The sequence below is a fragment of the Stenotrophomonas sp. S49 genome (assembly GCF_016624905.1).
Taxonomy (GTDB): Bacteria; Pseudomonadota; Gammaproteobacteria; order Xanthomonadales; family Xanthomonadaceae; genus Stenotrophomonas.
Genome location: NZ_JACVUD010000011.1, coordinates 42,290 through 68,136 on the forward strand (window position 1 = coordinate 42,290; position 25,847 = coordinate 68,136).

General features: G+C 63.6%; 28 protein-coding genes. 26 read left to right on the forward strand and 2 right to left on the reverse strand.

Translation table 11 applies throughout. The annotated features are described in order from the left end of the window. Positions 1-140: 140 nt before the first annotated feature. Positions 141-1,352 carry an MFS transporter gene (locus tag IAE58_RS04185; protein WP_199932689.1) on the reverse strand — a complete coding sequence of 404 codons (1,212 nt, stop codon included), beginning with the start codon at positions 1,350-1,352 and terminating at the stop codon, positions 141-143. A 99-nt stretch (positions 1,353-1,451) separates the two neighbouring features. Next, entirely contained in the window at positions 1,452-1,880 is a 429-nt protein-coding gene (locus IAE58_RS04190) for an HD domain-containing protein (protein WP_199932688.1), read from the reverse strand. Positions 1,881-2,003: 123 nt separating this feature from the next. Between IAE58_RS04190 and IAE58_RS04195 the strand changes: the two genes are divergently transcribed. From IAE58_RS04195 to IAE58_RS04325, 26 genes are all read left to right on the forward strand, one after another. After that, a complete protein-coding gene (locus IAE58_RS04195) occupies positions 2,004-2,261 on the forward strand; it encodes a hypothetical protein (protein ID WP_199932687.1) in 258 nt (85 codons plus the stop codon). A gap of 36 nt (positions 2,262-2,297) precedes the next feature. Beyond that, entirely contained in the window at positions 2,298-3,977 is a 1,680-nt protein-coding gene (locus IAE58_RS04200) for a type IV secretory system conjugative DNA transfer family protein (protein ID WP_199932686.1), read from the forward strand. A 416-nt stretch (positions 3,978-4,393) separates the two neighbouring features. Beyond that, positions 4,394-4,840 (forward strand): hypothetical protein, encoded by a 447-nt coding sequence (locus IAE58_RS04205; RefSeq protein ID WP_199932685.1) that lies wholly within the window; start codon positions 4,394-4,396, stop codon positions 4,838-4,840. An 88-nt stretch (positions 4,841-4,928) separates the two neighbouring features. After that, complete coding sequence (locus IAE58_RS04210; RefSeq protein WP_199932684.1) at positions 4,929-6,014, forward strand: type IV secretion system protein; 1,086 nt, start codon at positions 4,929-4,931, stop codon at positions 6,012-6,014. Next, positions 6,011-6,790, forward strand: a complete 780-nt coding sequence (locus IAE58_RS04215; RefSeq protein ID WP_108749942.1) for a TrbG/VirB9 family P-type conjugative transfer protein — start codon at positions 6,011-6,013, stop codon at positions 6,788-6,790. Before IAE58_RS04210 ends, IAE58_RS04215 begins: the two co-directional genes overlap by 4 nt. Further along, the gene (locus IAE58_RS04220) at positions 6,787-8,064 is read left to right on the forward strand and encodes a TrbI/VirB10 family protein (RefSeq protein ID WP_199932683.1); all 1,278 of its coding nucleotides are present in this window, start codon (positions 6,787-6,789) and stop codon (positions 8,062-8,064) included. The genes IAE58_RS04215 and IAE58_RS04220 overlap by 4 nt, the downstream gene beginning before the upstream one ends. Before the next feature lie 14 nt (positions 8,065-8,078). Next, positions 8,079-9,122 (forward strand): P-type DNA transfer ATPase VirB11, encoded by a 1,044-nt coding sequence (gene virB11, locus IAE58_RS04225; protein WP_199932682.1) that lies wholly within the window; start codon positions 8,079-8,081, stop codon positions 9,120-9,122. 3 nt (positions 9,123-9,125) lie between these two features. Then, positions 9,126-10,067, forward strand: a complete 942-nt coding sequence (locus IAE58_RS04230) for a lytic transglycosylase domain-containing protein (protein WP_199932681.1) — start codon at positions 9,126-9,128, stop codon at positions 10,065-10,067. Between the two features lie 73 nt (positions 10,068-10,140). Then, complete coding sequence (locus IAE58_RS04235) at positions 10,141-10,542, forward strand: TrbC/VirB2 family protein (RefSeq protein WP_108749938.1); 402 nt, start codon at positions 10,141-10,143, stop codon at positions 10,540-10,542. Further along, positions 10,535-10,843, forward strand: coding sequence for a VirB3 family type IV secretion system protein (locus tag IAE58_RS04240; RefSeq protein ID WP_108749937.1), 309 nt, complete (start codon positions 10,535-10,537; stop codon positions 10,841-10,843). The genes IAE58_RS04235 and IAE58_RS04240 overlap by 8 nt, the downstream gene beginning before the upstream one ends. Before the next feature lie 77 nt (positions 10,844-10,920). Continuing rightward, entirely contained in the window at positions 10,921-13,368 is a 2,448-nt protein-coding gene (locus tag IAE58_RS04245) for a VirB4 family type IV secretion/conjugal transfer ATPase (protein ID WP_108753401.1), read from the forward strand. Beyond that, positions 13,365-14,189, forward strand: coding sequence for a hypothetical protein (locus tag IAE58_RS04250; RefSeq protein WP_233614638.1), 825 nt, complete (start codon positions 13,365-13,367; stop codon positions 14,187-14,189). Before IAE58_RS04245 ends, IAE58_RS04250 begins: the two co-directional genes overlap by 4 nt. A gap of 64 nt (positions 14,190-14,253) precedes the next feature. Then, entirely contained in the window at positions 14,254-15,396 is a 1,143-nt protein-coding gene (locus IAE58_RS04255) for a type IV secretion system protein (RefSeq protein WP_233614654.1), read from the forward strand. A gap of 244 nt (positions 15,397-15,640) precedes the next feature. After that, positions 15,641-15,949 (forward strand): DUF4189 domain-containing protein, encoded by a 309-nt coding sequence (locus IAE58_RS19945; RefSeq protein WP_233614637.1) that lies wholly within the window; start codon positions 15,641-15,643, stop codon positions 15,947-15,949. Between the two features lie 702 nt (positions 15,950-16,651). Then, a complete protein-coding gene (locus tag IAE58_RS04270) occupies positions 16,652-17,266 on the forward strand; it encodes a DUF4189 domain-containing protein (protein WP_199932679.1) in 615 nt (204 codons plus the stop codon). A gap of 81 nt (positions 17,267-17,347) precedes the next feature. Further along, positions 17,348-17,908: a DUF4189 domain-containing protein gene (locus tag IAE58_RS04275; protein ID WP_199932678.1), complete on the forward strand. Its 561-nt coding sequence runs from the start codon at positions 17,348-17,350 to the stop codon at positions 17,906-17,908. Positions 17,909-18,025: 117 nt separating this feature from the next. Next, complete coding sequence (locus IAE58_RS04280; protein WP_199932677.1) at positions 18,026-18,592, forward strand: DUF4189 domain-containing protein; 567 nt, start codon at positions 18,026-18,028, stop codon at positions 18,590-18,592. Between the two features lie 1,161 nt (positions 18,593-19,753). Further along, on the forward strand, positions 19,754-20,017 hold the full coding sequence (locus IAE58_RS20040; RefSeq protein WP_233614652.1) for a DUF4189 domain-containing protein: 264 nt from the start codon (positions 19,754-19,756) through the stop codon (positions 20,015-20,017). Next, on the forward strand, positions 19,980-20,063 hold the full coding sequence (locus IAE58_RS20045) for a hypothetical protein (protein WP_233614649.1): 84 nt from the start codon (positions 19,980-19,982) through the stop codon (positions 20,061-20,063). The genes IAE58_RS20040 and IAE58_RS20045 overlap by 38 nt, the downstream gene beginning before the upstream one ends. A gap of 53 nt (positions 20,064-20,116) precedes the next feature. Beyond that, positions 20,117-20,698 (forward strand): DUF4189 domain-containing protein, encoded by a 582-nt coding sequence (locus IAE58_RS04295; RefSeq protein ID WP_199932675.1) that lies wholly within the window; start codon positions 20,117-20,119, stop codon positions 20,696-20,698. 155 nt (positions 20,699-20,853) lie between these two features. Continuing rightward, positions 20,854-21,300 (forward strand): DUF4189 domain-containing protein, encoded by a 447-nt coding sequence (locus IAE58_RS20050; protein ID WP_267908067.1) that lies wholly within the window; start codon positions 20,854-20,856, stop codon positions 21,298-21,300. Positions 21,301-21,304: 4 nt separating this feature from the next. Continuing rightward, positions 21,305-21,832, forward strand: coding sequence for a DUF4189 domain-containing protein (locus IAE58_RS04305; RefSeq protein ID WP_199932673.1), 528 nt, complete (start codon positions 21,305-21,307; stop codon positions 21,830-21,832). Positions 21,833-21,914: 82 nt separating this feature from the next. After that, positions 21,915-22,451: a DUF4189 domain-containing protein gene (locus tag IAE58_RS04310; RefSeq protein WP_199932672.1), complete on the forward strand. Its 537-nt coding sequence runs from the start codon at positions 21,915-21,917 to the stop codon at positions 22,449-22,451. Positions 22,452-22,787: 336 nt separating this feature from the next. Then, entirely contained in the window at positions 22,788-23,324 is a 537-nt protein-coding gene (locus IAE58_RS04315) for a hypothetical protein (RefSeq protein WP_108749931.1), read from the forward strand. Positions 23,325-23,381: 57 nt separating this feature from the next. Further along, positions 23,382-24,389 carry an XVIPCD domain-containing protein gene (locus tag IAE58_RS04320; protein ID WP_199932671.1) on the forward strand — a complete coding sequence of 336 codons (1,008 nt, stop codon included), beginning with the start codon at positions 23,382-23,384 and terminating at the stop codon, positions 24,387-24,389. 86 nt (positions 24,390-24,475) lie between these two features. After that, positions 24,476-25,783: a hypothetical protein gene (locus IAE58_RS04325; RefSeq protein WP_233614633.1), complete on the forward strand. Its 1,308-nt coding sequence runs from the start codon at positions 24,476-24,478 to the stop codon at positions 25,781-25,783. The last annotated feature ends 64 nt before the right edge of the window (positions 25,784-25,847 follow it).

Consider the following 25,847-nt stretch of genomic DNA (forward strand, 5'->3'; position numbering starts at 1 on the left):
CGAGTGGAGGAGATTACATCGTCCGGTTCGGGCCGTGATGGCTTCGTCTGTGGCGTGCGGTGCTGCCGTCAACGCATGCGCGTAGAAACACAGACGCCCCTCGGTGAGGGGCGTCTGCGCAGGTTCCAGCGGGTGGCGACTCAGTGTGCGGTGAAGGGCGACGCCTTGCGGCGGCGGTCCACCATCACCGATACGCACCACAGCAGCAGGCCGCCGATGGCGGTCGCCGCGCCCACGTAACCGGTGGTGGCCGGGCTGAAGCCGGCGCTGATGGCCATGCCGCCCAGCCACGGGCCCAGTGCATTGGCCGTATTGAAGGCAGCGTGGTTGGACGCGGCGGCCAGGGTCTGCGCTTCGCCGGCCACGTCCATCAGGCGGGTCTGCAGCACGGCCGCCAGCGCGCCCATGGTGCCCACCGTCACGATCATCGGGCCGATGGTCCACACCGACTGCGCCGCCAACGGGTACAGCAGCAGCATCACGATCGACCAGGCCAGTACCACGGCGGCGGCCTTGAAGTGGAACTTGTCCACCAGCCAGCCGCCGGCAATATTGCCGATGATCGCGCCGACGCCGAACACGCCAACCGCCAGCGGCATCCACGATTCGGCCACGCCGGTCACCTGCACCAGCGTGGGGGCCAGATAGGTGAACACACAGAACATGCCGGCAAAGCCGACCGCGCCGATCGCCAGCGCCAGCCACACCTGGGTGGTGTTGAACGCACGCAGCTCGCGCATCGGCGAGGTACGCACCTCGTCCGGGTCGGGCAGCAGGAAGCGGGCGATCATCACCACGGTGGCAATGGCCAGCAGGCTGACCAGGGCGAAGGCGGTGCGCCAGCTCACCTGCTGGCCCAGCCAGGTGGTGAGCGGGTTGCCGATCAGGATGGCAATCGACAGGCCCAGCAGCACCCGCGACATGGCCTGGCCGCGCTGGCCGGCCGGGCTGATCGCTGCGGCCACCAGCATGGCTACGCCGAAGTAGGCGCCGTGCGGCAGGCCGGCGACGAAGCGGGCGACCAGCATGGTGGCGTAGTTGGGCGCCAGGGCGCTGGCCAGGTTGCCCACGGCGTAGAAGCCCATCAGCGCCAGCAGCAGCTTGCGCCGCGGGAAGCTGGCGCCGACGAAGGCCAGGATCGGGGCGCCGACCACCACGCCGATGGCGTAGGCACTGATCAGGTGGCCCACCTGGGTTTCGCTGATGGACAGGCCGCGGCTGATTTCCAGCATCAGGCCCATGCTGGCGAATTCACTGGTGCCGATGGCGAAGCCGCCCAGCGACAGGGCGATGATGATCAGGGTGCGCTGGCGGGGCGTGAGCCGTGCGGCCAGAGAGGAATTGGGGCTCATGCGGGGGCGCGATGGGGCAGGGGAACGGGCCATTGTACTGCTGCACTGCAGCAGGCGGCAGCGGCGTTCAGGAAAATCAGTGTTCGGCCGGTGGCGCGCCTAGACGGCCGTCGGCCCCAGCTGCGCCCGTGCGGCGCGGTACTTCCCGCGCAGGCGCTCGGCGGTGGCCGCATCCAGGGCCGAGAGCCGGGTTTCATCGGCATTGTCGGCGATATCGGCCAGCTTCACTTTCAGTGCCAGCGGGTTGGCCGCGATGCCTGCATAGTAATGAGCGGTGTCGGCGCTGTGGTTGCGGCTCAGCAGCTGCACCGCGTGCTGGATCGCCGGCGGGAAGTCCTGCACCTGGGCGGCGACCCCCGGGCAGTCCTCCAGCACGTCGTGCAGCCAGGCCACCACTTCGGCGTCGTCATCGCCGCGTACCCGTGCCGCGACGCGGGCCACATGCCCGATGTAGGGCGCGCCGGCCTTGTCGATCTGCCCGGCGTGGGCGTCGGCAGCCAGTGCGCGGGCGCGTGCAATCCAATCCATGGTGGTCTCCGAAGCGCAGGCGTGTATTGTCAGGGGTGGCACCCGCGCGTTGCCAGCCCTGATCGGGGCGACGCACGGGCCCGTCGTGGGAACGACATGTGAACGCCGTCACGGAGTGAAGCAATGCAGCAGTACACACACCAACTTGAACTACGCGGGCGCTACCGACTGGTAGCGGTGACCCACGCGCCGGTGTACGCTCCCGGCGATGTGATCGGGCATGCGGTCATCGCCGATGACGGGGAACGTCTGTCCGATCTGATGTCGCTGGCCGAGGCGCGGCAATACCTGGAAGGGCTGCTGCGGGAAGAGGGCATCGAGCCCGGGCTGGAGGATGAAAACCACCTGCGGAAGAAGGCGTCACGCTGGCGCCGCCGCTAGTTCGTCGCGCCCTTGGGCGCATCATGGAGGATTCGGGTGTTGCCCAGTAAGAAGTATCTGCTCATCGCCATCGCCACCCTGGCGACCCTGGTGCTCGGGTTTGCGCTGTCCGGTTATCTGACCCTGCTGTTGCTCGGCCTGGATACCAAGCTCTTCACCTGGAACACCTACTACCAGTATTTCAATGCCCTGGACCAGCCGCAGGTCGCCCCGTTCGTGGGCAAGATCAAGTGGGCCGGCTACCTGGGCTTCGGCGTGCCGCTGCTGCTGTTGGCGGTGATCGCACTGGTGGCGCTGCTGAAGAAGGACAAGCGCTCGCTGCATGGCGATGCCCGCTTTGCCACCAGCGCCGACCTGGCCAAGCACGGCATGTTCAAGAAGACCGGGCAGAGCATCGTGGTGGGCAGCCACGGCGGCAAGCTGGTGCGCCTGGACGGCCAGCAGTTCGTGATCCTGGCCGCACCCACCCGTTCGGGCAAGGGCGTGGGCGTGGTCATTCCGAACCTGCTGGAATACGGCGAATCGCTGGTGGTGCTGGACATCAAGCAGGAAAACTTCGACCTGACCAGTGGCTGGCGCGCCAGCCAGGGCCAGGAAATCTACCTGTTCAATCCCTTCGCCGAAGACCGCCGCACGCACCGCTGGAACCCGCTCAGCTATGTGTCCGACGATCCGGCTTTCCGTGTCTCGGACCTGATGAGCATCGCCGCCATGCTGTACCCCGATGGCGCCGAGGACCAGAAGTTCTGGGTCAGCCAGGCCCGCAATGCTTTCATCGCCTTCACCCTGTACCTGTTCGAGAACTGGGACGACGAGCGCGCCAGCGGCTTCCCCGGCGGCATGGGCACGCCCACGCTGGGGGCGGTCTACCGCCTGTCCTCCGGTGACGGCACCGATCTGAAGAAGTTCCTGAAGAGCCTGTCCGAGCGGCCGTTCCTGAGCAGCAACGCGCGCTCGGCGTTCGCCAACATGCTGTCCCAGGCCGATGAGACCTTCGCCTCGATCCTGGGCACCTTCAAGGAGCCGCTGAACGCCTGGATCAACCCGGTGCTGGACAAGGCCACCAGCACCAACGACTTCCTGCTCACCGACGTGCGCAAGAAGAAGATGACCATCTATATCGGCATCCAGCCCAACAAGCTGGCCGAGAGCCGCCTGATCATCAACCTGTTCTTCAGCCAGCTGATCAACCTCAACACCAAGGAACTGCCCAAGTCCAACCCGGACCTGAAGTACCAGTGCCTGCTGCTGATGGACGAATTCACATCTATCGGCAAGGTGGACATCATCGCCTCGGCGGTGTCCTACATGGCCGGCTACAACGTGCGCCTGCTGCCCATCATCCAGAGCATGTCCCAGCTCGATGCCACCTATGGCCGGGAAACCTCGCGCACCATCATCACCAACCACGCGCTGCAGATCCTGTACGCGCCGCGCGAACAGCAGGACGCGAACGACTACTCGGACATGCTGGGCTACACCACCATCCGCAAGAAGAACGTGACCCATGCCCGTGAGAAGACCCACAGCTACAGCGAAGAGCGGCGCGCGCTGATGCTCCCGCAGGAACTGAAGGCGATGGGTCCGGACCAGGAGGTGTTCCTGTACGAGGGCATTCCGCATCCGGTGAAGTGCGACAAGATCCGCTATTACAAGGATCGCTATTTCACGTCGCGTCTACTTCCGAAAGTTGACGCGCCGGTGCTCGATATTTGAATTGTCGAGTGCTGAATGTGACGCATGCACGAATTCATGGATGTGAATTCGTGAAGTGCGTCAAAAAAACACCATACGTTGATGGAATTCAGACTTGTCTGACATGGAATTGACGTGCGGTTGTGCGACTCTATGCACGGCTTGGGAATCCTCGTGATTCAGCTTGCTTTCAGAGTGGCCAGGAGTTTCAGCCATTGGAACAGGGATGGTTCCGACGTTGGTGAGGGCGCATGAGCGCGGCTTGGAAAAGCCGTGGTCTGCGACCTGGTTGGCAGCTTTTGGGCTGCAGGGGAACCGTGACAGTTGTGCCCTGTTAAGTGCGCTTACTGTGACGTTTCTGGCGTGCGCCATGCAGCGCCGGACGACCAGGGGACCAGCATCGGGACTGCTTTTTCGTACGTCAAAGTGAAGCCCGTATGAATCAGGCGTTTATCGTGAAAATGTCCATCGCCGCAGCCGCGGCGTTGATGGTGGCCGGTTGCGCCACCAAGCCCGCACCCGATTTCGGCGGACGCTGGAAGCCGGTGAACCGGTTTGCCACGGCCCCGACCGAAATCCCGCTCTATACCAGCTACGTGTACCAGGCGTCGCCGATGGACGGCACGCTGAAGGCGATGCTTGAGCGTTGGGCCAAGGATTCCGGCCGCACCCTGGATTATCGCCTCAGCTCGGATTTCACCCTGTATGGCGCGGTGTCGGACATCGACACCACCAACGCACAGCAGGCCGTGATCGACCTCACGGCAGCCTATGCGGCACAAGGGGTTTCCGTCTCCATCGTGGGCAACCAGATTGTCGTGCAGAACGCCGGATCGACGCCCACTGCGGCGGTCCCGGCGGCTGACGCCAACGGCGGTAGCTGAGCCCCACCGAAATCATCGAACGTGCCGCACCCCGCGCCCGCCGCAGGGGCGTCATGCCCATTGATGTTTCAGCAGTACGGAAGAATCCATGTTCCGCAAGAAGGATGCAGGCAACAGCCAGAAGGTCGAGCAGTCGGTCGCCAAGGCGGTCAGCTACGAGATCACCGTGGCCGACATGGCACGACGCAGCGAGCGCCGCGCCTGGTGGGTGGCCACCGGGTCGTTGCTGATGTCGCTGGCGCTGGCGGGCGGCTACTACTACATGCTGCCGCTGAAAGAGAAGGTGCCGTTCCTGGTGATGGCCGATGCCTACACCGGTACGGCCACGGTGGCGCGGCTGACCGGCAATTTCGAAGGCCAGTCGATCACCGCCAGCGATGCGATCAACCGCAGCAACGTCGCCCAGTACGTGATGGCGCGTGAATCCTACGATTTCGCGGTGATGGGCCTGCGCGACTGGGCCCTGGTGCATGTCATGTCCGATACGCGCACCAGCTCGGCCATCCGCGCCTTCTATTCGCAGAACAATCCGCAGAGCCCTGTCGTGCTGTACGGCAAGGATCGGGCGATCCGGGTGAAGATTCTCAGCATCACCCCGCTGGAAGCACAGGTGAATGGTGGTTTCCGCGGTGCCTCGGTGCGCATCCAGCGCAGCGTGTACGACAAGAACAAGGCCACCACCTCGTACCTGGACAACCAGCTCATCACGCTGCGGTTCCGCTACGACAGCAACCTGGCCTTGAACGAGCAGCAGCGCATCCTCAACCCGCTGGGCATGCAGGTGTTCGAGTACCGTCGCGACAACGACTACTCGCGCGGCGTACCGGGTCCGGACGAGGCGCAGTTGCAGCAGCAGGCGGAACAGCAGGCGCTGCAGGCACAGCAGGGGGTCTACGACCCGAACAATCCTGCTGCGGCCACCATGATCGACCCGGCCACCGGCCAGCCGCTGGCGGTGCCGGGCGATGTGCAGGTCACCCCGCCCATGCCGGGGCAGCAACCCATGCCGGGGCAGCCGATGCCCGGCCAGCCCGTGCAGCAGGGGCAGCCGATGCAGCAAGGCCAACCGATGCAGGGCCAACCCATGCCCGGGCAGACCCTGCCCGGCCAGCCGGCCATGAGGCCGGCGCAGAACCAATCCACCGGAAATGCTGATGGAGCAAGCAACCGATGAGTAGTCGAAAAGTCAGGGGGAGCGCATTGGCGCTGCTGTCGTTGCTGTCGCTGGTGTTCTCCACCGGCGCCATGGCACAGGCAGTGGACCATTACGAGTATGAAAAGGATCGCATCTATCCGGTTCGCACCGGCCTGGGCCTTACCACCCAGATCGAGTTGAGCCCGAACGAGAAGATCCTCGACTACAGCACCGGTTTCAGCAACGGCTGGGAGCTGACCCGTCGCGAGAACGTGTTCTACATCAAGCCGAAGAATGTGGACGTGGACACCAACATGATGGTGCGCACCGAAACCCATTCCTACATCTTCGAACTGAAGGTGGTGGCCACCGACTGGCGGCAGCTGGAACAGGCCCGCCGCGCCGGCGTGCAGTACAAGATCGCCTTCTCCTACCCGAACGACACCGTGTTCGGCGTGGCCCAGCAGGCGGTGGAAGAAGAAGCGCAGCCGCTGCTGAGCAGCGAACTGGCCAAGGATCGCCAGTACAACTTCAACTACTCCTATTCGACCAGCAAGGCGAAGAAGATGGGGTGGCTGATCCCCGTCAATGCCTATGACGATGGCCGTTTCACGTACCTGAAACTGCCCAACTCGCCCGAATACAAGACCGGCATTTTCCCGGCCGTGTTCGGTCGTGAGAAAGAGTACGGCGAGGACTTCGTGGTCAACACCACGGTCGAGGGCAACACCCTGATCGTCCACGGCACCTACCCGTACCTGGTCATCCGCCACGGCGAGTACGTCGTTGGCCTGCGAAGGAACGTGAAGAAATGAGCCAGCAGAACACCCCCGGCAACGATCCGAACAACGCCCGCGACGACGGGCAGTCGCCTTATGGCGGCCAGGGCCAAGGGCCGGCCGAGTCGACCTCCAATCCTTACTTCGGCACGCAGCAGACCGAATCCGCGCCGAACCTGGATGCGGCGGCCCCGCAGCTGCGCTCGGCCGAAGAGCAGCGGCTGAACCGCAAGGCGCTGATGTTCCTTGGCGGCATCGTGGTGCTGCTGGTGGCCATGGGCTTCCTGCTGTTCCGCAAGGGCCAGGACGACAAGAACGCAGCGCCGTCCAACCGCCAGGAGGCCCGGGTATCCACGCCGGACCTGCCGACCGTTGCGCCTGCGCCGAGTGCAGCGGCGCCCGTCGCGCCGGCCGATCCGATCCCGATGCTGCCGCCGCCGCCGCAGCAGGACATTCCGATGGTCAGCCTGCAGGACTCTGACCGTGCGCGCATGCGCCAGTCGTCCGAGCCGCAGGGTCCGTCGCTGCTGGACCGCCGTATTGGCAGCAGCAGCGGCTTCGGCGCCGGCGATGGCAACGCCAAGCCGCAAGGGCAGGGCACTGACTACAGCCAGGCGATGATTGCGGCCATGCAGGCCGCCAATCCGCAGGCCCAGCAGCAGCAGAAGGTGCGCCGCGGCCCGGATGTGGAGGACGTGTCCAACGCCAGCTTCATCCAGAGTCCGGATGCCCTGCTGGTACGCGGTACCTACCTGCGCTGCGTGTTGGAAACCCGCATCATCACCGACATTGCCGGCTACACTTCGTGCCTGCTGACCGAACCGGTCTACTCGATCAACGGCCGCAATCTGTTGCTGCCGAAGGGTTCGAAGATCTATGGCTCCTACGGTGGCGGCCCCAACGGCAAGCGCGTGGAAGTCATCTGGGATCGCGTGACCACGCCGAACGGTATCGACGTGGCCATGTCCAGCCCGGGTATCGATGGGCTGGGCGGTGCGGGCCATCCTGGCCAGTACAGCGCGCACTGGGGCAGCCGCATTGCGTCGGCGCTGATGATCAGCCTGATCGCCGATGCGTTCAAATACGCCGCAGCCGAGCACGGCCCGGAGTCGACCACCGTGGCCAGCAACGGGTTCGCCGTGCAGTCGCCGTATGAAAGCGCGACCGCCCGCACCATGGAGCGCTTGGCCAACGAAGCACTCAGCGAAGGTCGTCGCCCGCCGACGGTCACCATCAACCAGGGCACCATCGTGAACGTCTACGTCGCAAAGGACGTCGACTTCACCAACGTGCTCCACCCGCGCCGGTAATTCATAGAACGATCATGGACGCCGAAGTGTCTCCCATCGCCCTTGTTTCCAGCGAATTCCTGCGCTATCAGTACGAAGTGCTGGGCATCGCGGAGTACATGAGCTCGCCCGACGTGACGGAAATCTGCATCAACCGTCCGGGCGAGCTGTACCTGGAAACCCGGGCCGGGTGGCAGCGCGTGGACGTGCCGGGCCTGACCTTCGAGCGGGCCCGGCAGTTCTGCACCGCGGTGGTGAACGAGAGCAACACCGGCCAGCGCATCACCGATGCCGATCCGGTGGTGTCGCTCACGTTCCCCACCGGGCAGCGTGCGCAGTTCGTGATCCCGCCTGCGTGCGATGCCGGCAAGGTGTCCATCACCATCCGTCTGCCGTCCAAGCACACCAAGTCGCTTACCCAGTATCACGAAGACGGGTTCTTCAACCAGATACTGGAACAGGACGGCAGCCTGAGCGAGCAGGACCGCGAGCTGCTGGAACTGCGGCATTCGCGCGAATACGCCGAGTTCTTCCGGCGTGCGGTGATGTATCGCAAGAACATCGTGGTGTCCGGCGCCACCGGTAGCGGCAAGACCACCTTCATGAAGGCGCTGGTCAACCACATTCCGGACAACGAGCGCCTGGTCACCATCGAGGATGCCCGCGAGCTGTTCCTGACCCAGCCCAACGTGGTGCACCTGCTGTACTCCAAGGGCGGGCAGAGCACCAGCAACGTCACTGCCAAGAGCTGCATGGAAGCCTGCCTGCGCATGAAGCCCGAGCGCATCATCCTGGCCGAGCTGCGCGGCGACGAAGCGTTCTACTTCATCCGTAACTGTGCATCGGGTCACCCCGGTTCGATCACCAGCTGCCATGCTGGCAGCCCGGAGCAGACCTGGGACCAGTTGGCGCTGATGGTGAAGGCCTCCAATGAAGGCTCGGGCCTGGAATTCGATGTCATCAAGCGCTTGCTGATGATGACCATCGACATCGTGGTTCATATCAAGGCGCATGCCGGTGCGCGTTACATCACCGGCATCGATTTCAATCCTGGGCGTGCCCAGGGGCAGGAGGGCTGAACGATGTTGCCAGGCCTGGAAATGATGGCATGCCCGGAAATGGCTGTGTCCATGGACGTCATGCAGCACGTGATCAATGTGGAGTCCTCGCGCAATCCCTTCGCCATTGGCGTGGTGGGCGGTGCGCTGGTGCGCCAGCCCAAGGCGCTGGATGAAGCGCTGGCCACGGTGCGCATGCTGGAAGAGAAGGGCTACAACTTCTCGGTCGGCCTGGCCCAGGTGAACCGCTACAACCTGGCCAAGTACGGCCTGGACTCATACGAAAAAGCCTTCCAGCAGTGCGCCAACCTGCAGGCGGGCTCGCGCATTCTGGCCGAATGCTACAAGCGTTCCGGACAGGACTGGGGCAAGTCGTTCAGCTGCTACTACTCGGGCAATTTCACCACCGGCTTCCGCCATGGCTACGTGCAGAAGATCTACGATTCGATGCGCCGTGGGCAGCAGGTGGCGAGTAATGGCGCAGTGCCGATCGATGTGGTCAGCCGTGGCGAGCGTCGTACGGTAAAGGTTGAACACCATCCGCAGACGCTGTCGCCGGTGCAGTCGCGCATCGTCGCCCAGGCCGACGCGCCGGTGTATGTGCCGTCCAATGATCCGGCCCGTGCCTACACGGTCTATCCGTCGGCGGGCGCCATGGCGCGCAGCAGTGCCTTGAACCTGGCCGACCAGGCGCTATCGCGCGTGGTGCTGGGTTCGGTCGACCGCATGATGCAGCCGCAGGCCCAGCCCCAGGCCATGCCGCAGCAGTTGCCGCAGGCTGGTGCCGACCAGGCCATGCCGCAGCAGCTGCCCGGCGTGGCAGCGGGCAACGGGCAGCCGGTCATGCTGCGCCCGTGGAGCGAGCGCAACCAGCCGGTGGCCGCACCAGAAAACGCATACAACGTGCCTGCGCAGGGAGCGCCGGTGCAACAGATTCCCGCAGGGGATGCGGCCTTCGTGTTCTGACGAAGTCGTGGTACGGCCAGACCCCCGGCTGGCCGATTCAGTTGTGTTAGTCCATCAACAAGGAAATCAATCCATGAAGCGATTCAATCTCGATCTGGCCCAGGCCCAGCGCACGCTGAAGACCATGCTGATGGCCGTTGCCTTTGTCGGCCTGGTGTTTGCCCCGCAGGCCATCGCCAGCGGCACCGACTTCGGCGGCACCGATGAAAAGGTCTGCGGCTTCTTCAACAACATCAATGGTCTGCTGAACATTGCCTCGATCGCCGTGGTCACCATCGCGGTCATCTTTGCTGGCTACCAGATTGCCTTCGCCCACAAGCGCATTGCCGACGTGGCCCCGATCCTGATCGGTGGCGTGCTGATCGGCGCTGCCGGCCAGATCGCCCGCATGCTGCTGGGTGAAGGCAGCGACGGCAACTGCTCGGGCAGCTCGGCCGCCATCATCAACAACGTGCTGCAGTACTACAGTGCATAAGAACGTGCTGTTCCGCGGCTGCACGCGCCCGGCGATGTTCCTGGGCGTTCCCTACCTGCCATTTTTCATGGTGGCAGGTGGGTTGCTGCTGCTGAGTGTGTACACGAACTTCTGGTTCCTGCTCACCATTCCTGTCGCCATTTTCATCATGCGACAGATGGCCAAGCGCGACGAGCTGATCTTCCGTCTGCTGGGGCTCCGCCTGCTGTTCAAGTTCAAGGCGCGCAACCTGCAGGACCACGATGGAATGTGGGTGTTCAGCCCGAACCACTACCGCAAGAAACCCGCCCGCATGGATTGACGGGCAACGGCCGGGCAGGTGTACGCACCTGTCCGGCCACCTCGTAGTTTCCCGGCTTACCTTTTGGAAGCAGTCGCATGTTCTCTCCAGATACCTCCATCAGCGAATTCATTCCCCTGTCGTCGCATGTGGCGCCGAACGTGGTCAAGACCACGGGCGGTGACTATCTGTTGACCTGGTACCTGGAAGGGCTGCCCTTCGTCGGCCGCGAAGAGTGGGAACTGGAGCACCGCCACAACACCTTTAACCGCCTGCTGCAAACCCTGCGTGCGCCGGACTTCGTCAACGTCGCCTTCTGGGTGCACGACATCCGCCGGCGCCGCACGCTGAAGGGCAAGAGCCACTACGGGCAGCGCTTCAACCAGGACGTGGCTGACCAGTACATGGGCATGCTGTCTTCGCAGCGCATCATGCAGAACGAGCTGTACCTGACCATGATCTATCGACCGGTCGTGGCCGGTAAGCGTTTCGTGGAAAAGTCGGCCAGCATCGAAAAGCTGCAGGGCGAGCAGGACCAGGCCGTTGAAAAGCTGCTGGAGTTGGCCGGCAACGTCGAAGCGGTGATCCGCGATTACGCGCCGTACCGCCTGGGCATGTATGAAGCCAAGAATGGCGTGGTGTTTTCCGAAACGCTGGAGCTGTTCGGCTACCTGATCAACCGCGTGGACGAGCCGGTGCCGGTGCTGCCCGCGCCGGTGAAGGACTATCTGCCGATCAGCCGCCACATGTTCTCGGCCAAGACCGGTGACTACGTCATCAACACGCCCAATGGTGCCAATCACTTCGGCGCCATCCTGAACATCAAGGAGTATGCCGAGGGAACCTACCCGGGCATTCTCAATGGTCTGAAGTACCTGGACTACGAGTACGTCATAACCCATTCCTTCAGCCCGATGGGCCGCCAGGACGCACTGAAGGTGCTTGATCGCACCAAGGGCATGATGATCTCCTCCGGCGACAAGGCAGTCAGCCAGATTGCCGAGCTCGACTACGCCATGGACCAGTTGTCCTCGGGCAACTTCGTGCTGGGTGAATACCACTTCATCATGGCGGTCTACGGCGACAGCCAGGCCAAGCTCTCGCAGAACGTGGCGACCACGCGCGCCGAGCTGTCCAATGCCGGCTTCGTGTCGACCAAGGAAGACCTGGCCATCACCTCCTCGTTCTACTCGCAGCTGCCGGGCAACTGGCGCTATCGCACGCGTCTGGCCAACGTCAGCTCGCTGAACTTCCTGGGCCTGTCGCCGCTGCACAATTTCGCCACCGGCAAGCAGCACAACAACCCCTGGGGTGACTGCGTCACCACGCTGCAGACCACCAACGGCCAGCCGTACTACTTCAACTTCCACGCCACGCACCCCTCCGAGAATTCGCTGGGTGAAAAGGCCATCGCCAACACCATGGTGATCGGTAAGTCCGGTACCGGTAAGACCGCGCTGATCAATTTCCTGCTCAGCCAGGTGCAGAAGTACGACCCGTCGCCCACCATCTTCTTCTTCGACAAGGACCGCGGCGCCGAGATCTTCGTGCGTGCCTGTGGCGGCAACTACCTGGCCCTGGAGAACGGCGCACCGACCGGCTTCAATCCGTTCCAGTGCGAGAACAGCGAAGCCAACGTGCAGTTCCTGGCCGATCTGATCAAGGTGCTGGCCGGCAAGCGCGAATACAGTGCCCGCGAAGAGGAAGACATCTACCGCGCGGTGGAAAGCATGCTGGACACGCCCATGCACCTGCGCAGCATGACCAACTTCCAGAAGAGCCTGCCCAACATGGGCGACGACGGTCTGTACGCGCGCATGCGCCGCTGGACCTCGGGCAACTCGCTGGGCTGGGTGTTCGACAACCCCGTTGATACCGTGGACCTGAGCAAGGCCAACATCATTGGCTTTGACTACACCGACATCATCGACAACCCCGAAGTGCGCGTGCCGGTCATCAACTACCTGCTGCACCGCCTGGAATCGCTGATCGACGGTCGTCCGCTGATCTACGTGATGGACGAATTCTGGAAGATCCTGGACGGCGAGGGTGGCCTGAAGGAGTTCGCCAAGAACAAGCAGAAGACCATCCGTAAGCAGAATGGTCTGGGCATCTTCGCCACGCAGAGCCCGGAAGACGCTCTGAAGAGCGACATCTCCGCTGCCCTGATCGAACAGACCGCCACGCTGATCCTCCTGCCGAACCCGAACGCCAGCAAGAGCGACTACATGGATGGGCTGAAGTTGACCGAGGCCGAGTTCAAGGTGGTGACTGCGCTGGACGAACGCTCGCGCTGCTTCCTGGTCAAGCAGGGCCACGCCTCCAGCGTGTGCCAGCTCAACCTGCGCGGCATGGACGACATCCTGTCGGTCATTTCGGCATCGACCGACAACATCGAAGTCATGCACCGGGTGCTGCAGACCGCGGCGGTGCGCGCCCGCGTGACCGTGGACGAACTGACCCCGGACCAGTGGCTGGACGCGTTCTACAAGAATCGAAAGGGCTCGGGCAAGCGAGCCGACAAGGACCAGGAGGAGGCGGCATGAAAACCATCACCGAACTGCAAAAGGAAACTGCCATGGGCATTGAAACCCGAAAGAGCGCGCCGCGTCGTCGGCGCTTGGCGCCGCTGTTCGCGGCCATGTTGACCCTGGGCATGAGCTTCAGCACCGGTACGCAGCAGGCGCAGGCCATGACCGTGTATGACCCGGCCAACTGGATCATGAACTTCCTGCAGGAATACAAGTCTGCCGGCGAGTACGTGACCGAAGCCGGGCGCTGGAGCGAGACGGCCGGGCAGTACATGAAGACCATCGAGAACTGGATCTCCAAGCTGCAGAACATGCAGCAGATCATTGCGTCTCCGCTGATGCCGCCCACCCCGACGCTTACCCGCATTCCGGATTACTGGAACGTTGCCGAGAAATGTGGCGGTGGCTCGATGGTCAGTCAGGAAGGCCTGATGTCGCTGCTGGGTGTCAGCCCGGGCGGTGATATCGGTGCGCAGCAGCGCTCGATCTGCGCCTACATCCAGGTGCTGGAGAACCGCAAGTACAACGAGACCGTGGACGTGGTGACCAAGTCGCTGCCGGCCATGGAGCAGATGCTGGGCACGCTGCGCAAGATCCGCAACGCGTTCCGCAATGAGGCTGCCATCCAGGAAGACATTTCCAACAATTCGGCCAGCCAGCTGGCGTTGGACAAGTCGTTCAAGGAGTGGGAGACCGCGATGAAGGTCTACGACCAGCAGATCGCGGCCCTGCAGGGGCGCCAGCGCAACCTGACTGAGCGCGCATTGAAGGGCGAGAGCAACCCGCTTGGCACCGTGATCAAGGCTGCCGCGCTGAAAACCGCGCTCTCCAAGTGAACCACGTGCGTAACGCACTCCAGCAGGGCCCCAACGCGGGGCGGGTGATGTGATGAGTCAGGGAATGATGCAGGGCATGGTGATCGGGGATCTGCTGCACGGAACGCTGTTCGCCTCAGTGGGCGACTTCGTGTTCTTCAAGCTGATCCTGGAGTACCTGCGAGAGGAAATCGCGAACTTCGGCGAAGGCGTGCTCGGTCGCATGATGACCTGGGTGGGCTCGATCGCGCTGGTGCTGATGACGCTGTGGGTGCTGATCCAGGGCTTCCGCATCGTGACCGGGCGCAGCCGCGATTCGATGGCGGCGTTGGCCACCAACATGGCGCGCGCGGCGCTCATCGTGACGGTGGCCACGTCCATGGCGATGTTCGGCAAGGATCTGCAGTCCTTCCTGACCCAGGACGTCCAGGACGAGATCACCTACGTGGTCACCGGCAAGGATGACACGGCCGAAGAACTGATCGACCGCAACCTGGGCTACATGCAGTTGGCGCTAACGTCGGTGAGCGTGCTCGACGTGGCCGGCGACGTCACCCTGGACAGCGCGAAGACGCGTGCGATGTGGTTCATCGGCCTGGGCACGGGCGGCCCTGCGGTCACTGCCGGCGCCATGCTGCTGCTTTACCAGGTCGCGATGGCCATGTTCATCGGCTTCGGTCCACTGTTCATTCTGTGTCTGTTGTTCGAGCAGACCAAATCCTTGTTCCAACGCTGGTTGTTCTATGGCATCGGCACCATGTTCTCGATGGCGGTGCTGGCCGCCATGACAGGCATCGCCATGGAGATGGTCGCCCGCGTTGCCGCCTCGTTCTGGGGCGCTGCCGCACTGGGCGCGCTGCTGAGCACGAATCTGACCGAAGGCATGAGCAGCATGGCGCTGCAGCAGGGCGGCATGGGCCTGATCCTGACGACGCTGATTCTGACTGCACCCCCAATGGCTGCGATGTTCTTCCAGGGTACGCTGGGTACCTTCATGGCATATTCGCAGATAGGCGGAAGTCCTGGTGCGGCTTCGCCTGGCCCGCAGGGTCAGCCGCCGGGCTCGCATGGTGGTGGCGGTGGTGGTTTCACGCCGGCGATGCCGACGGCAACGCAGGCAACACCTGTCTCGCACGGCACACAGGGCACCAATCGTATTGCCGGTCAAGATACCTCGGGTATGGCAATTCCCCAGACTGGTAAGCGTGGTGCAGCATCTTCGGATTGAGAGGCGGAATAGTATGAGCTTGAAAGGTATGCAGGCCCTTTGCATGGGGCTCCTGATGGTTCTTGTTTCTGCATGGCCATTCCACGCTGTCGCTGAGGGAGGCTGTCCGCCTGGCATGTACCCCATCGGTGGCCAGGGGGTGCAGGGTTGCGCGCCTATCCCCGGCGCTGGTGGGGCGAACTCTCAACAGTTGCCCGCACCACCGCCGCGGCCAACTGGGCGATGGCATAAGACGTGGGGAGCCATGGCCATCGGGCGAGATGGAGATACAGGGGTATCTAAGGGAAAGGACTCAAAAAGAGAAGCCGAGAAGGTGGCACTTGCCCAGTGCGCGACCTGGGGGGCAGATGATTGCAAGGTCATGCTTGCCTACGAGAATCAATGCGCCGCGATTGCCACCCCCAAGGCATCCAACACCGGTTCATCGTTTGCAGGTGGTCCAACCGTGCAGAGCGCCTCCGAGACTGCAATGAAGTCCTGTACGAAAGAGGGGGGCTTGCAGTGCGAGATTGTTTATTCTGACTGCAGTGAGCCTCGATTCGAGAGTTTCTAATAAAGATGCTTGACGCAGCGGGCTGCGGGTCAAGTGGTGAACTTCATCAGGACTCTGGGAGCAAGAAGAGAAGCTGGGAGTGATGGTGTTATGATTTTTCGCTTTCTGCGTACCGGACTGTTGCCACTGCTTTATCTGACCGTCTTCATTGCTCACGCCGAGGGCGGGTGTCCTCCTGGCATGTATCTCATCGGCGGCCAAGGCGTTCAAGGCTGCGCCCCCATTCCGGGTGCTCAGGGCAATGGCGCGGGTTCCTCGGTTTCTGCACTAGCTCCTCCGCGTCCGACTGGCGAGTGGATCACGACCTGGGGGGCGCTCGCGGGCGCACTCGAAGGAAAGCAAGGCGGTGCGTCGGTTAGCGAGCTCACCGAGCGTGAAGCCCGGCGTAAGGCAGTTGAAGACTGTGAGAAGCGAGCTGGCGGGCGGTGTAAGGTCGAATTTGTCTATCACCAACAGTGCGTGGCAGCAGTAGTATCTGAGTTGGAATCAACCGGAACTATTTACGTCAGTGAAGCCACGGTAGAGGCGGCGACAGAATTGGCCTTGGGCGATTGTAGGAAAGCCGGCGGGAAGCAGTGCAGGTCGATTTATTCGGCGTGTACCGTTCCGTACTTCAAGAAGTACTAGTCGCAGTTCGTAGTCCGGCCACCTTCTGCTGTTTTTCACTGAGACGATTGGGTGCCTTGTCCGGCCGTAGGCTGCATGTTTCATGGGATTTTCGACAACGCAGACGATCCATCCCAGTTGGGATTGACGTGGGGTCCAATCAATCAGGTGGCCATGAACCTTCGTTTTCTCGTTGCCGTGCTGTTGGTCGGTACTGGGGTCTGCGGCACAACTGCTTATGCCGAGGGAGGGTGTCCGCCGGGTTTCTATCCGATCGGGGGGCAAGGCGTGCAGGGATGTGCTCCCATCCCGGGCGCCGTTGGTGAACAGAACGGTTCCAGTATCCCGACACCTCCTCGGCCAACCGGGCGATGGCACGATGCATGGGGCGCGATTGCCCATTCCAAGTCGACGTCAGTAGTGGGAACTGCGAGCGCTGAGACTTCCCGCCGTTCTGCCGAGCGCACCGCGCTGGAGAAGTGCGCGGTTGAGGGGGCCAAAGACTGCACGGTGGTCATGGCGTACACGAACCAGTGCTTTGCCTGGGTCATCCCCAACGTTGGTGGGCCGGGGGCACAATCAGGTATGGCAAGGGCAGCGACGATGGAGTTGGCCAATGAGCTCGCCCAGAAGGAATGCAAGGACGGTGCTGGTGATGCCTGCAAGCCTTTCTACTCAGACTGTGCCGAACCCACGTTTGAGCGCTTCTGACTGGAATGGGGGCAGGTGTGGTTGCCTATCCAGGGTACATGTACATGGCAGGCGTGTGCTGCGCGCAGGAAGGGAGTTCGCATGATGTTCCATTCACGCACCAGCTACTTCGCGTGGCTGATCAAGCCAGCCACAGTGGTGCTGGCGCTGGTGTTGGCGTGGCCAGTCTTTGCTGAAGGCGGCTGCCCCTCGGGCTACTACCCGATCGGCGGCCAAGGTGTGCAAGGCTGTGCTCCAATTCCCGGCAGTCAGTCCGGTGGATCGCCGGCCCAAGGTGGCGTGGTCGCGCCGCCCAGACCGTCGGGTGAGTGGTTGACAACTTGGGGGGCAGTTGCGCAGTCGCCTACGTCCGATCTTGTAGGGACGGCGGCGAACAAGCCGAGTGAGCGTGCTGCGGAGTCTGAGGCCCTGCGCATTTGCGCATCCGAAGGCGCGAAAGACTGTAAGACGTCGCTGACCTATTACAACCAGTGCGTGGCATTCTCCGTGCCGAATTCTGGCAAAGGCAGGGGCTCGGTCAATACGGCCGTAGACCTGCCCACCGCCAAGAAGGATGCGCTGGACAGTTGCAGTGACACGGGTGGTGGGCGCTGCGTTATCTCCCACACTGAATGTTCGGAGCCAGTGTTCAGGGAGTTCTAGTGCTCACGTGCCCACGTTCTTTCTGGGTGGTGTCACGTCCGCGCTATCGCGGAATCGGGATAGGCGAGATGGTGATTTCGCTTGCGCTTTGGGATGTGTGCTGCTGATGAGCGGCCTATGGATCTCTTCAACGGCCGTGGAGATGGTTCAATGAAGCTGCTCGCGCGTCTTGTCGTAATAGGCACTGCGATGCTTGGAACGAACGTGGTCTTGGCCGAGGGCGGATGTCCTCCGGGCATGTATCCCATCGGTGGCCAAGGCGTTCAAGGCTGTGCTCCTATTCCGGGCGCTCAGGGCAGTGGCGCGGGTTCCTCGGTCTCTGCTCCAGCTCCTCCGCGCCCGACCGGCGAGTGGATCACGACCTGGGGCGCGCTCGCGGGGGCGGTAGAAGGAATGCAAGGGGGCGCGTCGGAGAGTGAACTCACCGAGCGCGCTGCAAGGAGCAGGGCGATCGAGGACTGCGAGAAGCGCGCCGGTGGGCGATGCCAGGTTGAATTTGTCTATCACCAACAGTGCGCGGCAGCGGTGGTGTCTGAGCTGGCATCGACCGGAACCAACTATGCCAGCGCTGCGACGGAGGATGAGGCGATGGAAGCCGCCATGCGTAATTGCAGAAAGGCCGGAGGCACGCAGTGCAGGTCCATCTACTCGGCGTGCGCTGTACCTTATTTCAAGAAGTATTAGTCTCGATCCGATGCGCGGTGCAATCGATCAGCTTCTCGATGGTCGTGCTGGCCACTATGACAAGCATCGCGATGGAAATGGTTGCCCGCGTTCGGGACACAGTGCAGGAATGGTGGCTCGGGGTCCCGGCTTGGTGGGTTCGCGGAACCAGCTCAAAGCACCGGCCAACGTGGCGCAGCAAACAACGAACGAGGTGAGGTTTCATATGTCGATTCGCATCGTGCGTTTTGCCACCATTCCAGTGTTCTGCTTCGCGGCTTTCCTGGCCTATGCCGAGGGAGGATGTCCTCCTGGCATGTACCCCATAGGAGGACAGGGCGTTCAGGGCTGTGCGCCAATTCCCGGAGCGCAGGGCGGGGGCGTGAGGGCCCCCTCAACAACGCCTGTGCCGCCACGTCCACTGGGCGAATGGATCAAGACCTGGGGTGCTTTGGCAAGGCCATCCAAGGGAAATATGGGTGGCGCTGTGGCCAACGAACTTACCGAGGCTGCCGCCAGGAGGAAGGCAGTAGAGAACTGCGAGCAGAACGGAGGTGGCGAGTGTAAGGTTGACTTTGTCTACCAGAATCAGTGTGTCTCCGCTGTCTCCTCCCCAGAGTTGACATCCAGGGGAACGAATTATGTCAGCGCTGCAACTGAGGACGAAGCAATCAAGGTCGCGCTGCAGGATTGCAGGAAGGCTGGCGGCACGCAGTGCCAGAGTATCTACTCGGCGTGTAGTGTTCCTTTTTTCAGGAAGTACTAGAGCTGGTTCCTGAAATGGTCAAGCTTTGCTCCGCAACGACGCCGCGAGCTTGTTTATCAAGCGAGCGGAGCCAGTTTCAGTAGCGGAATTGGAAACAGGGTTTTTGCGGTGTCCGGCGCGTATCCGGTCAGCCTTGCGCGTTTACTTTCAAGGCCCACCTGTACGCATCGCCGATCAACTGTTGCGAGGGTAGTTCAATGAGGCTGAAGAACGTGCGTCTTGTCGCAATCAGCACGGCGCTGTTTTGGACAAATCTCGTCTTCGCCGAGGGTGGTTGCCCAGCGGGCATGTATCCCATCGACGGCCAGGGGGTGCAGGGCTGTGCGCCGATTCCAGGTGCGAGTGGCTCGACCTCTCAGCAGCTTCCGGCCCCTCCGCCGCGCCCGACTGGGCAATGGCATAAGACATGGGGCGCCATGGCCATCGGCAGAGGTGGGGATACCGGCGTTTCGAAGGGCAGAGATTCGAAACGAGAAGCCGAGGAGGTGGCGCTTGCGCAGTGCGCAACCTGGGGAGCGGACGACTGCAAAGTCATGCTCGCCTACGAAAATCAATGCGCTGCAATAGCCACCCCCAAGGCGTCAAATACCGGCTCATCGTTTGCAGGGGGGGCCAACCGTGGAGAGTGCCTCGGACACTGCAATGAAGTCCTGCAGGGAAGAGGGAGGCATGCAGTGTGAGATCGTCTATTCTGACTGTAGCGAACCGCGGTTCGAGAGATTCTGACAGGGACGCTTGGTATGGGGCGGTTTGGGGCGGAGGCGCATTGGCTCCGGACGGTGCGCGCCACGCTGATGCAGCCAGGACGAGGGAGTAGTGATCTTGTGAACGTTTGTCTTCTGCGCGTTGCACTGTTGCCGCTGCTTTATCTCGCCATTTCCGTCGCATACGCGGAAGGTGGATGCCCCGCCGGCATGTACCCGATTGGTGGGCAGGGCGTTCAAGGCTGCGCCCCCATTCCTGGAGCGCAAAGCGCCGGAGCCAGCGGAACCTCATCCGCGCCCCTGCCGCCCCGCCCGCTGGGAGAATGGATCGAGACCTGGGGGGCGCTCGCCGGTTCAATCGAAGGAGAGGAAGGCGGTGCTTCGGTAAGTGAGTTGACGGAGGCAGCGGCCCGCGAAAAATCGATAGCGAACTGTGAGCGCCAAGGTGGAGGGCGCTGCAAGGTCGTGTTCGTCTACCAGAACCAATGCGTCTCGGCAGTGACTTCCGAGCTCGCTTCCACTGGCACAAAGTATGTGACTGGAGCGAGCGAGGAAATCGCGACGAAGCTTGCTATTCAAGATTGCAAGAAGGCCGGTGGCAAGCAGTGCAAGTCCATCTATTCCGCTTGCACCGTTCCTTTCTTCAAGAAGTACTGACGAGTGCCAGTGGTCATCCGCCGCGTTCTGCTCCATGGCGGAAACGAGTGAGATTGAGGTGTGCCATGGTCATTCGCATCATCCCCGTTGCCCTGTTGCTCCTGATGGCTTTCGCTGTCACACCCGCCTACGCTGAAGGCGGCTGTCCGCCGGGTATGTATCCCATTGGCGGGCAGGGCGTCCAAGGCTGCGCGCCGATTCCCGGGGCCCAAGCAGGGGCTGGAGGTGGGGCGTCGTCCACGCCCCTGCCGCCGCGTCCTACCGGCGAGTGGATCAAGACCTGGGGCGCGCTGGCCGGCGCCGTTGACGGTACCGCAGGCGGTGCGTCCGTGAACCAGCTTACTGAGGATGCGGCGCGACAGAAGGCTGTTGAGAACTGTGAGCGCCAAGGTGGTGGGCGCTGCAAAGTTGACTTCGTCTACCAGAACCAATGCGTGTCCGCAGTGAACTCTGAACTGGTCTCTACCGGTACCAAGTACGCCAGCGCAGGGTCGGTGGAGTCAGCGACCAGACTCGCGGTCCAGGCATGCACAGCGGCCGGCGGAAAGGAGTGCAGGTCCATCTACTCTGCCTGTGCAGTTCCATTTTTCAGGGAGTACTAGTGCCATGCGCGCACGCTTCTTTTTCGCATTGCTGCTGGGTGGCATGGCCGTGACGGGGACCGCCCATGCCGAGGGCGGCTGCCCATCGGGCATGTATCCCATCGGCGGCCAGGGCGTGCAGGGCTGTGCGCCGATTCCGGGTGCGTCCGGCGGTGCAGGACCGGCCGCAAGCGCTGCGCCGGCGCGTCCCGTGGGGGAATGGCTGACACGTTGGGGGGCTGTGGTGGAATCGCCGTCCTCCACTCTCGTTGGCACGTCGGCAAACGAATCCAGCGAGGAGCGCGCGGTGGCTGTGGCCACCCGGAAGTGCGCCGCGGAGGGAGCACAGGGGTGCAAGCCTACGGTGACCTACTACAACCAGTGCGTTGCCTTTGCTGTCCCGTCTTCCGGCAAGGGTCAAGGGTCGCTTGATACTGCGGCGGACACGGAGACCGTGGCACAGAACGCAATCGGAAACTGCCAGGACACCGGTGGCGGCAAGTGCCACGTTGTGTATGCGGAGTGCTCGCTTCCTGAATTCAGCAGATTCTGAACCGCGGGCGTGGGTAACGAACATCCGCTCGGCGACTGCGAACCACGCAGGGGGCCGGCGCCATTCGTAGCAGGGTGAATCAATGAAAAGCATCGCCGCGCGCGTTTTCGCTGTGTTCGTTGGTTTGTCAGGCGTGGGCGCAGCCCATACCGAGGGCGGCTGCCCATCGGGCATGTACCCCATCGGCGGCCAGGGCGTGCAGGGCTGTGCGCCCATGGGCGGCGCAGCAGGTTCCACGTCACAGCAGATCGCCTCGCCACCGCCCAGGCCTTTGGGCGAGTGGATCCGTACGTGGGGCGGAGTGGCGGTGTCTGAGACCACATCGGACGCAGGCGTGTCCACGGGGCAGCTGACCAAGAAGGAGGCCGAGCGCGATGCCATGGCCAAGTGCGCGAACAGCGGTGCTCGCGACTGCAAGGTGAGTGTCACCTACTTCAATCAATGCATGTCCTGGGTCGTGCCCAGTGGTCGCACGGGTAATGGCAGGTCCGGCATCGGCACCGGCCCGACGCTGGAGCATGCGGCCGAGCTGGCACAGGGGATCTGCCAGAACGACATGCCCGGCGCGTGTGCGCTTGTGTATGAGAACTGCACCGAGCAGATCTTCAGACCGTACTGACGGTGTCGCCTACAGCGCACCCGCTTCGCGAAAGTCACACTTTTTTTGTGACTGAAACCGCTCTTTCAGCGCTTACCCCTTCGACGTAGCGAATGCCCTCGCGGTAAGCTCGCTTTGCGTCAGAAACATGACGCGTCGGTGCACCGCATGCAGGAGCTTTCCCGTCCATGAGGACTCTGTCTGTCCCGTCCCAGGGTGACGCTTGCCACCATCGCCGCGGCGACGGTGCCGGGGCTATGATCCGTTTCGGCGGACAGCCCGGTGCAGGTGGACCTGGCGTCCGTGCCCGCGGAGCGGGTGGGCACCGGCGGCATGACATTGAAGGAGTGGGAGGGGATGGAGAACCGGAGTGGCGCGCACATGGACAATGCCCTGGCATTCGTTCCGTCTGGCGCGAACCTGCTGGAAGCCGTCAGGGGCGTGTGCAACGGCGACGGTGTGCAGTATCAGCTGCTGGTGATCGACCAGCCCGCGCCGGAAGGCCTGGTGGCCGGCCAGCATGGTCCCAACCGGGTATTGCTGTTGCTGCGCGGTGACGGCGGCGGCCGCTGGCAGCTGGCCGCGCGCAACGACAAGCTGGTGCCGTGTTCGACCCGGGGTGGCCTGGCCGGCGACCCTTTTGCGTATGCAATGGTTGAGGAAGACACGTTCAGCGTGATCACCAACGGCGGCAGCCGGCAGCGCTGGAGCAGCACCTACACGTTCCGCTATGCCTCGGCGGAGCGGGACTGCTGGGTCGATACCGTGCGCCGCAAGGTGGTGGACATCGAAACCGAGGCGACCAACATCCGTGAATTCTCGGCGGCCGAGATCGGCCGGGTGCGATTCGAGGATTTCGATCCGGCCAGCGTCGCAGAGGTGACGCTTCCATGAGCCAGGCTTCAACCGGCGGGACGGAACCCGCGCTGATGACTACCCAGGAGTGGCACTGTGTCGAGGGATAGGGAGTCGCAACTGCTGCGGCAGGCGACCGCGGCAGGCATCGATTCGCCACGCGAGCTGGCCAATTTCATGGCCCAGGCGGGGCACGAGTCGCGCGGCCTGTCGCGTCTGAACGAGAGCTTCAACTACACCCGGGGCATCTCGCAGATTCCGGTGGAAGCGGCGTGGCGCAACGGCAACGACGCGCTTGAGTCGGCGCGCCAGGAGGCCCTGCGTGGGCGCCCGGAGGCGCTGGCCGAGCTGATGTACGGCGGCCGGCTGGGCAACGATGCGCCAGGCGATGCGCTGACCTACCACGGGCGCGGCTATCTGCCGCTGACCGGTAAGGACGCTTACGCGCGCGCCGGCCAAGCGCTGGATCTGGATCTGTTGAACCAACCCGAGCTGGCCGCGCAGCCCGAACACGCCGGTCGCATCGCGGTCTGGCAGTGGCAGCAGCACGTACCGGAGCAGGCGCGCGAGGATGTGCGCGAGGCAACCTATGCCATCAATGGTGCGATGAACGGGGTGGAGGATCGGCTGCGCCGCTTCGACGGCTGGCAGCAGAAGCTGACGCCCGACGTGATGGAGCGCCTGGGGCGTGGCGAGGTGGGCGAACGCGCCGCGGTGGCGCGTGACATGACCGATCCCAACCACGTCGGCCATGGCCTGTTCCTGGGCGCGCGCAACGGCTTGCAGCAGCTTGGGGCGGACAGTGGCCTGCGCACGCCGCAGGAACTGGACAATGCCGCCGCGGCGCTGGCGGCAGGCGCGCACAAGGCGGGGTTGCAGCAGATTGACCACGTGGTCGCTGGCGCGGACGGGCGCATGCTGTTTGCGGTGCAGGGCAACATTGGCGACCCCGCCATGCAGCGCTGTGCGGTGGAACGCGCGCAGGCCGCCCAGCAACCGCTGGAGGAAAGCAGCCGGCAACTGGCGGCCGATGCCACTGCACGGCAGGAACAGTCGGCTTCGATCAACCGCGAGCAGGAACAGCAGCGCTCGCGATCGCTGTAAGCGCGGTCCGCCTGGGCACAGGCGTGGGATCGCATGGGTTGGGCGCCTGCGGGCGCCTTCATGGAACTTCCTTGTAGGGACACAACATGCAGAATCGTGAATCACCCGCGCGGCGTGCTGCCGCGCATCGCCCGCGCTGTGGCGTGCGCCTGGCGCCGTTGTGGGCGCTGTCGCTGGCACTGACCGCCACGCTGGCCCAGGCACAGGACGCGCCTGCTGCTGCGGAAGAGGTTGCACCGGCAGTCGCACCGGCAGTGGCGGCTGAGGCCGCACCGGCTGCGGCGCCCGTGGCCGAGGCGGCGCAGGCACCGGCACCGGCGCCTGCCCCGGCTGCCGAACCGGTAGCGGAACCTGCGGCAGCGGTAGCGCCGGCCGCACCCGTGGCGGTTGAAGCTGCTCCGGCCCCGGTCCCGGCTCCGGCGCCTGCGCCTGAAGCCGCACCCGCACCCGCAGCACCTGCCGCGCCGGTAGCCGAGGCGCCGGCCGCTCCCGCCGCTCCGCCGGCACCCGCCACGCCACCCGCACCGCCGGCACTGGCCGTGGTGCCGCTGCCGCCGGACCAGGCTACCGAACGCCAGCTCGGCGCGCGTTGCCCGGTCGATCTGGCCGGGCGCCTGGCGCCCCAGGGCGATCTGATGATCGGCGCGTGCCAGGGCACGCTGCCCGCGCATCTGGCCGCATTGCTGGTGGCCGTGCCGGAACAGGACATCATGCTGCCGCGCGCCTGGCGCGAACGCGAGGTGCGCCAGCGCGTGTGGTTCAAGGCCGTTGCCGGCTTCGGCCAGCGGCCGGACTTCATCGCCCGCCTGGGCGATGTCTGGGTGCGTTCGTTCGAAGGCGCCGATCCGGCCGTCACCACCTATCTGGTGCAGGCGCCGTTCGAGTGCGCCGACCGGGCGTTGCCGACCGATGCGCGTCCCGATCCGGTGCGCGTGCCGGGCGGTGCCTGCCAGCAGGCCTACGTCAGCCAGCGTGTGTACCAGATGGGGGCCGATGGCGTGGCCCAGGACGTCACCGCCAAGGTGATGCCGTCGGCACCGTCGATCACCGAGGCCGACCGCGCCCGCCAGCAGGCGCGCGAAGGCCGGGTGCTGCTGGACCACAGCAAGCTGCAGTACGGCCCGGCGCTGCGCTGGTACGTGCAGTATCCGGAATCGCCGCAGAAGACCGGCCCGCACGCGTTCAGCGATTGGAATCGCGAACACCTGGCCTTCGTGGTCTGGAATGGGCAGAACTTCGAGCTGCGCGAGCGTGTCGCGCGCAGGCAATGGCCGTGTGACCCGGTCGCGCCTGGCGATCGCGCCTGCGGTGGCTTCCCGGATTCGGGCCCGGATGTCTACGTGACGGCCGACAACGTGGCCGGCGACAGCACCGCGGCGATCTCCAGCCCGTAACGGCTCTATTGCGTGCTGCACGAACGGGAGCCGGCAGGTCCGGCTCCCGTTTGCGCAAGCCGTC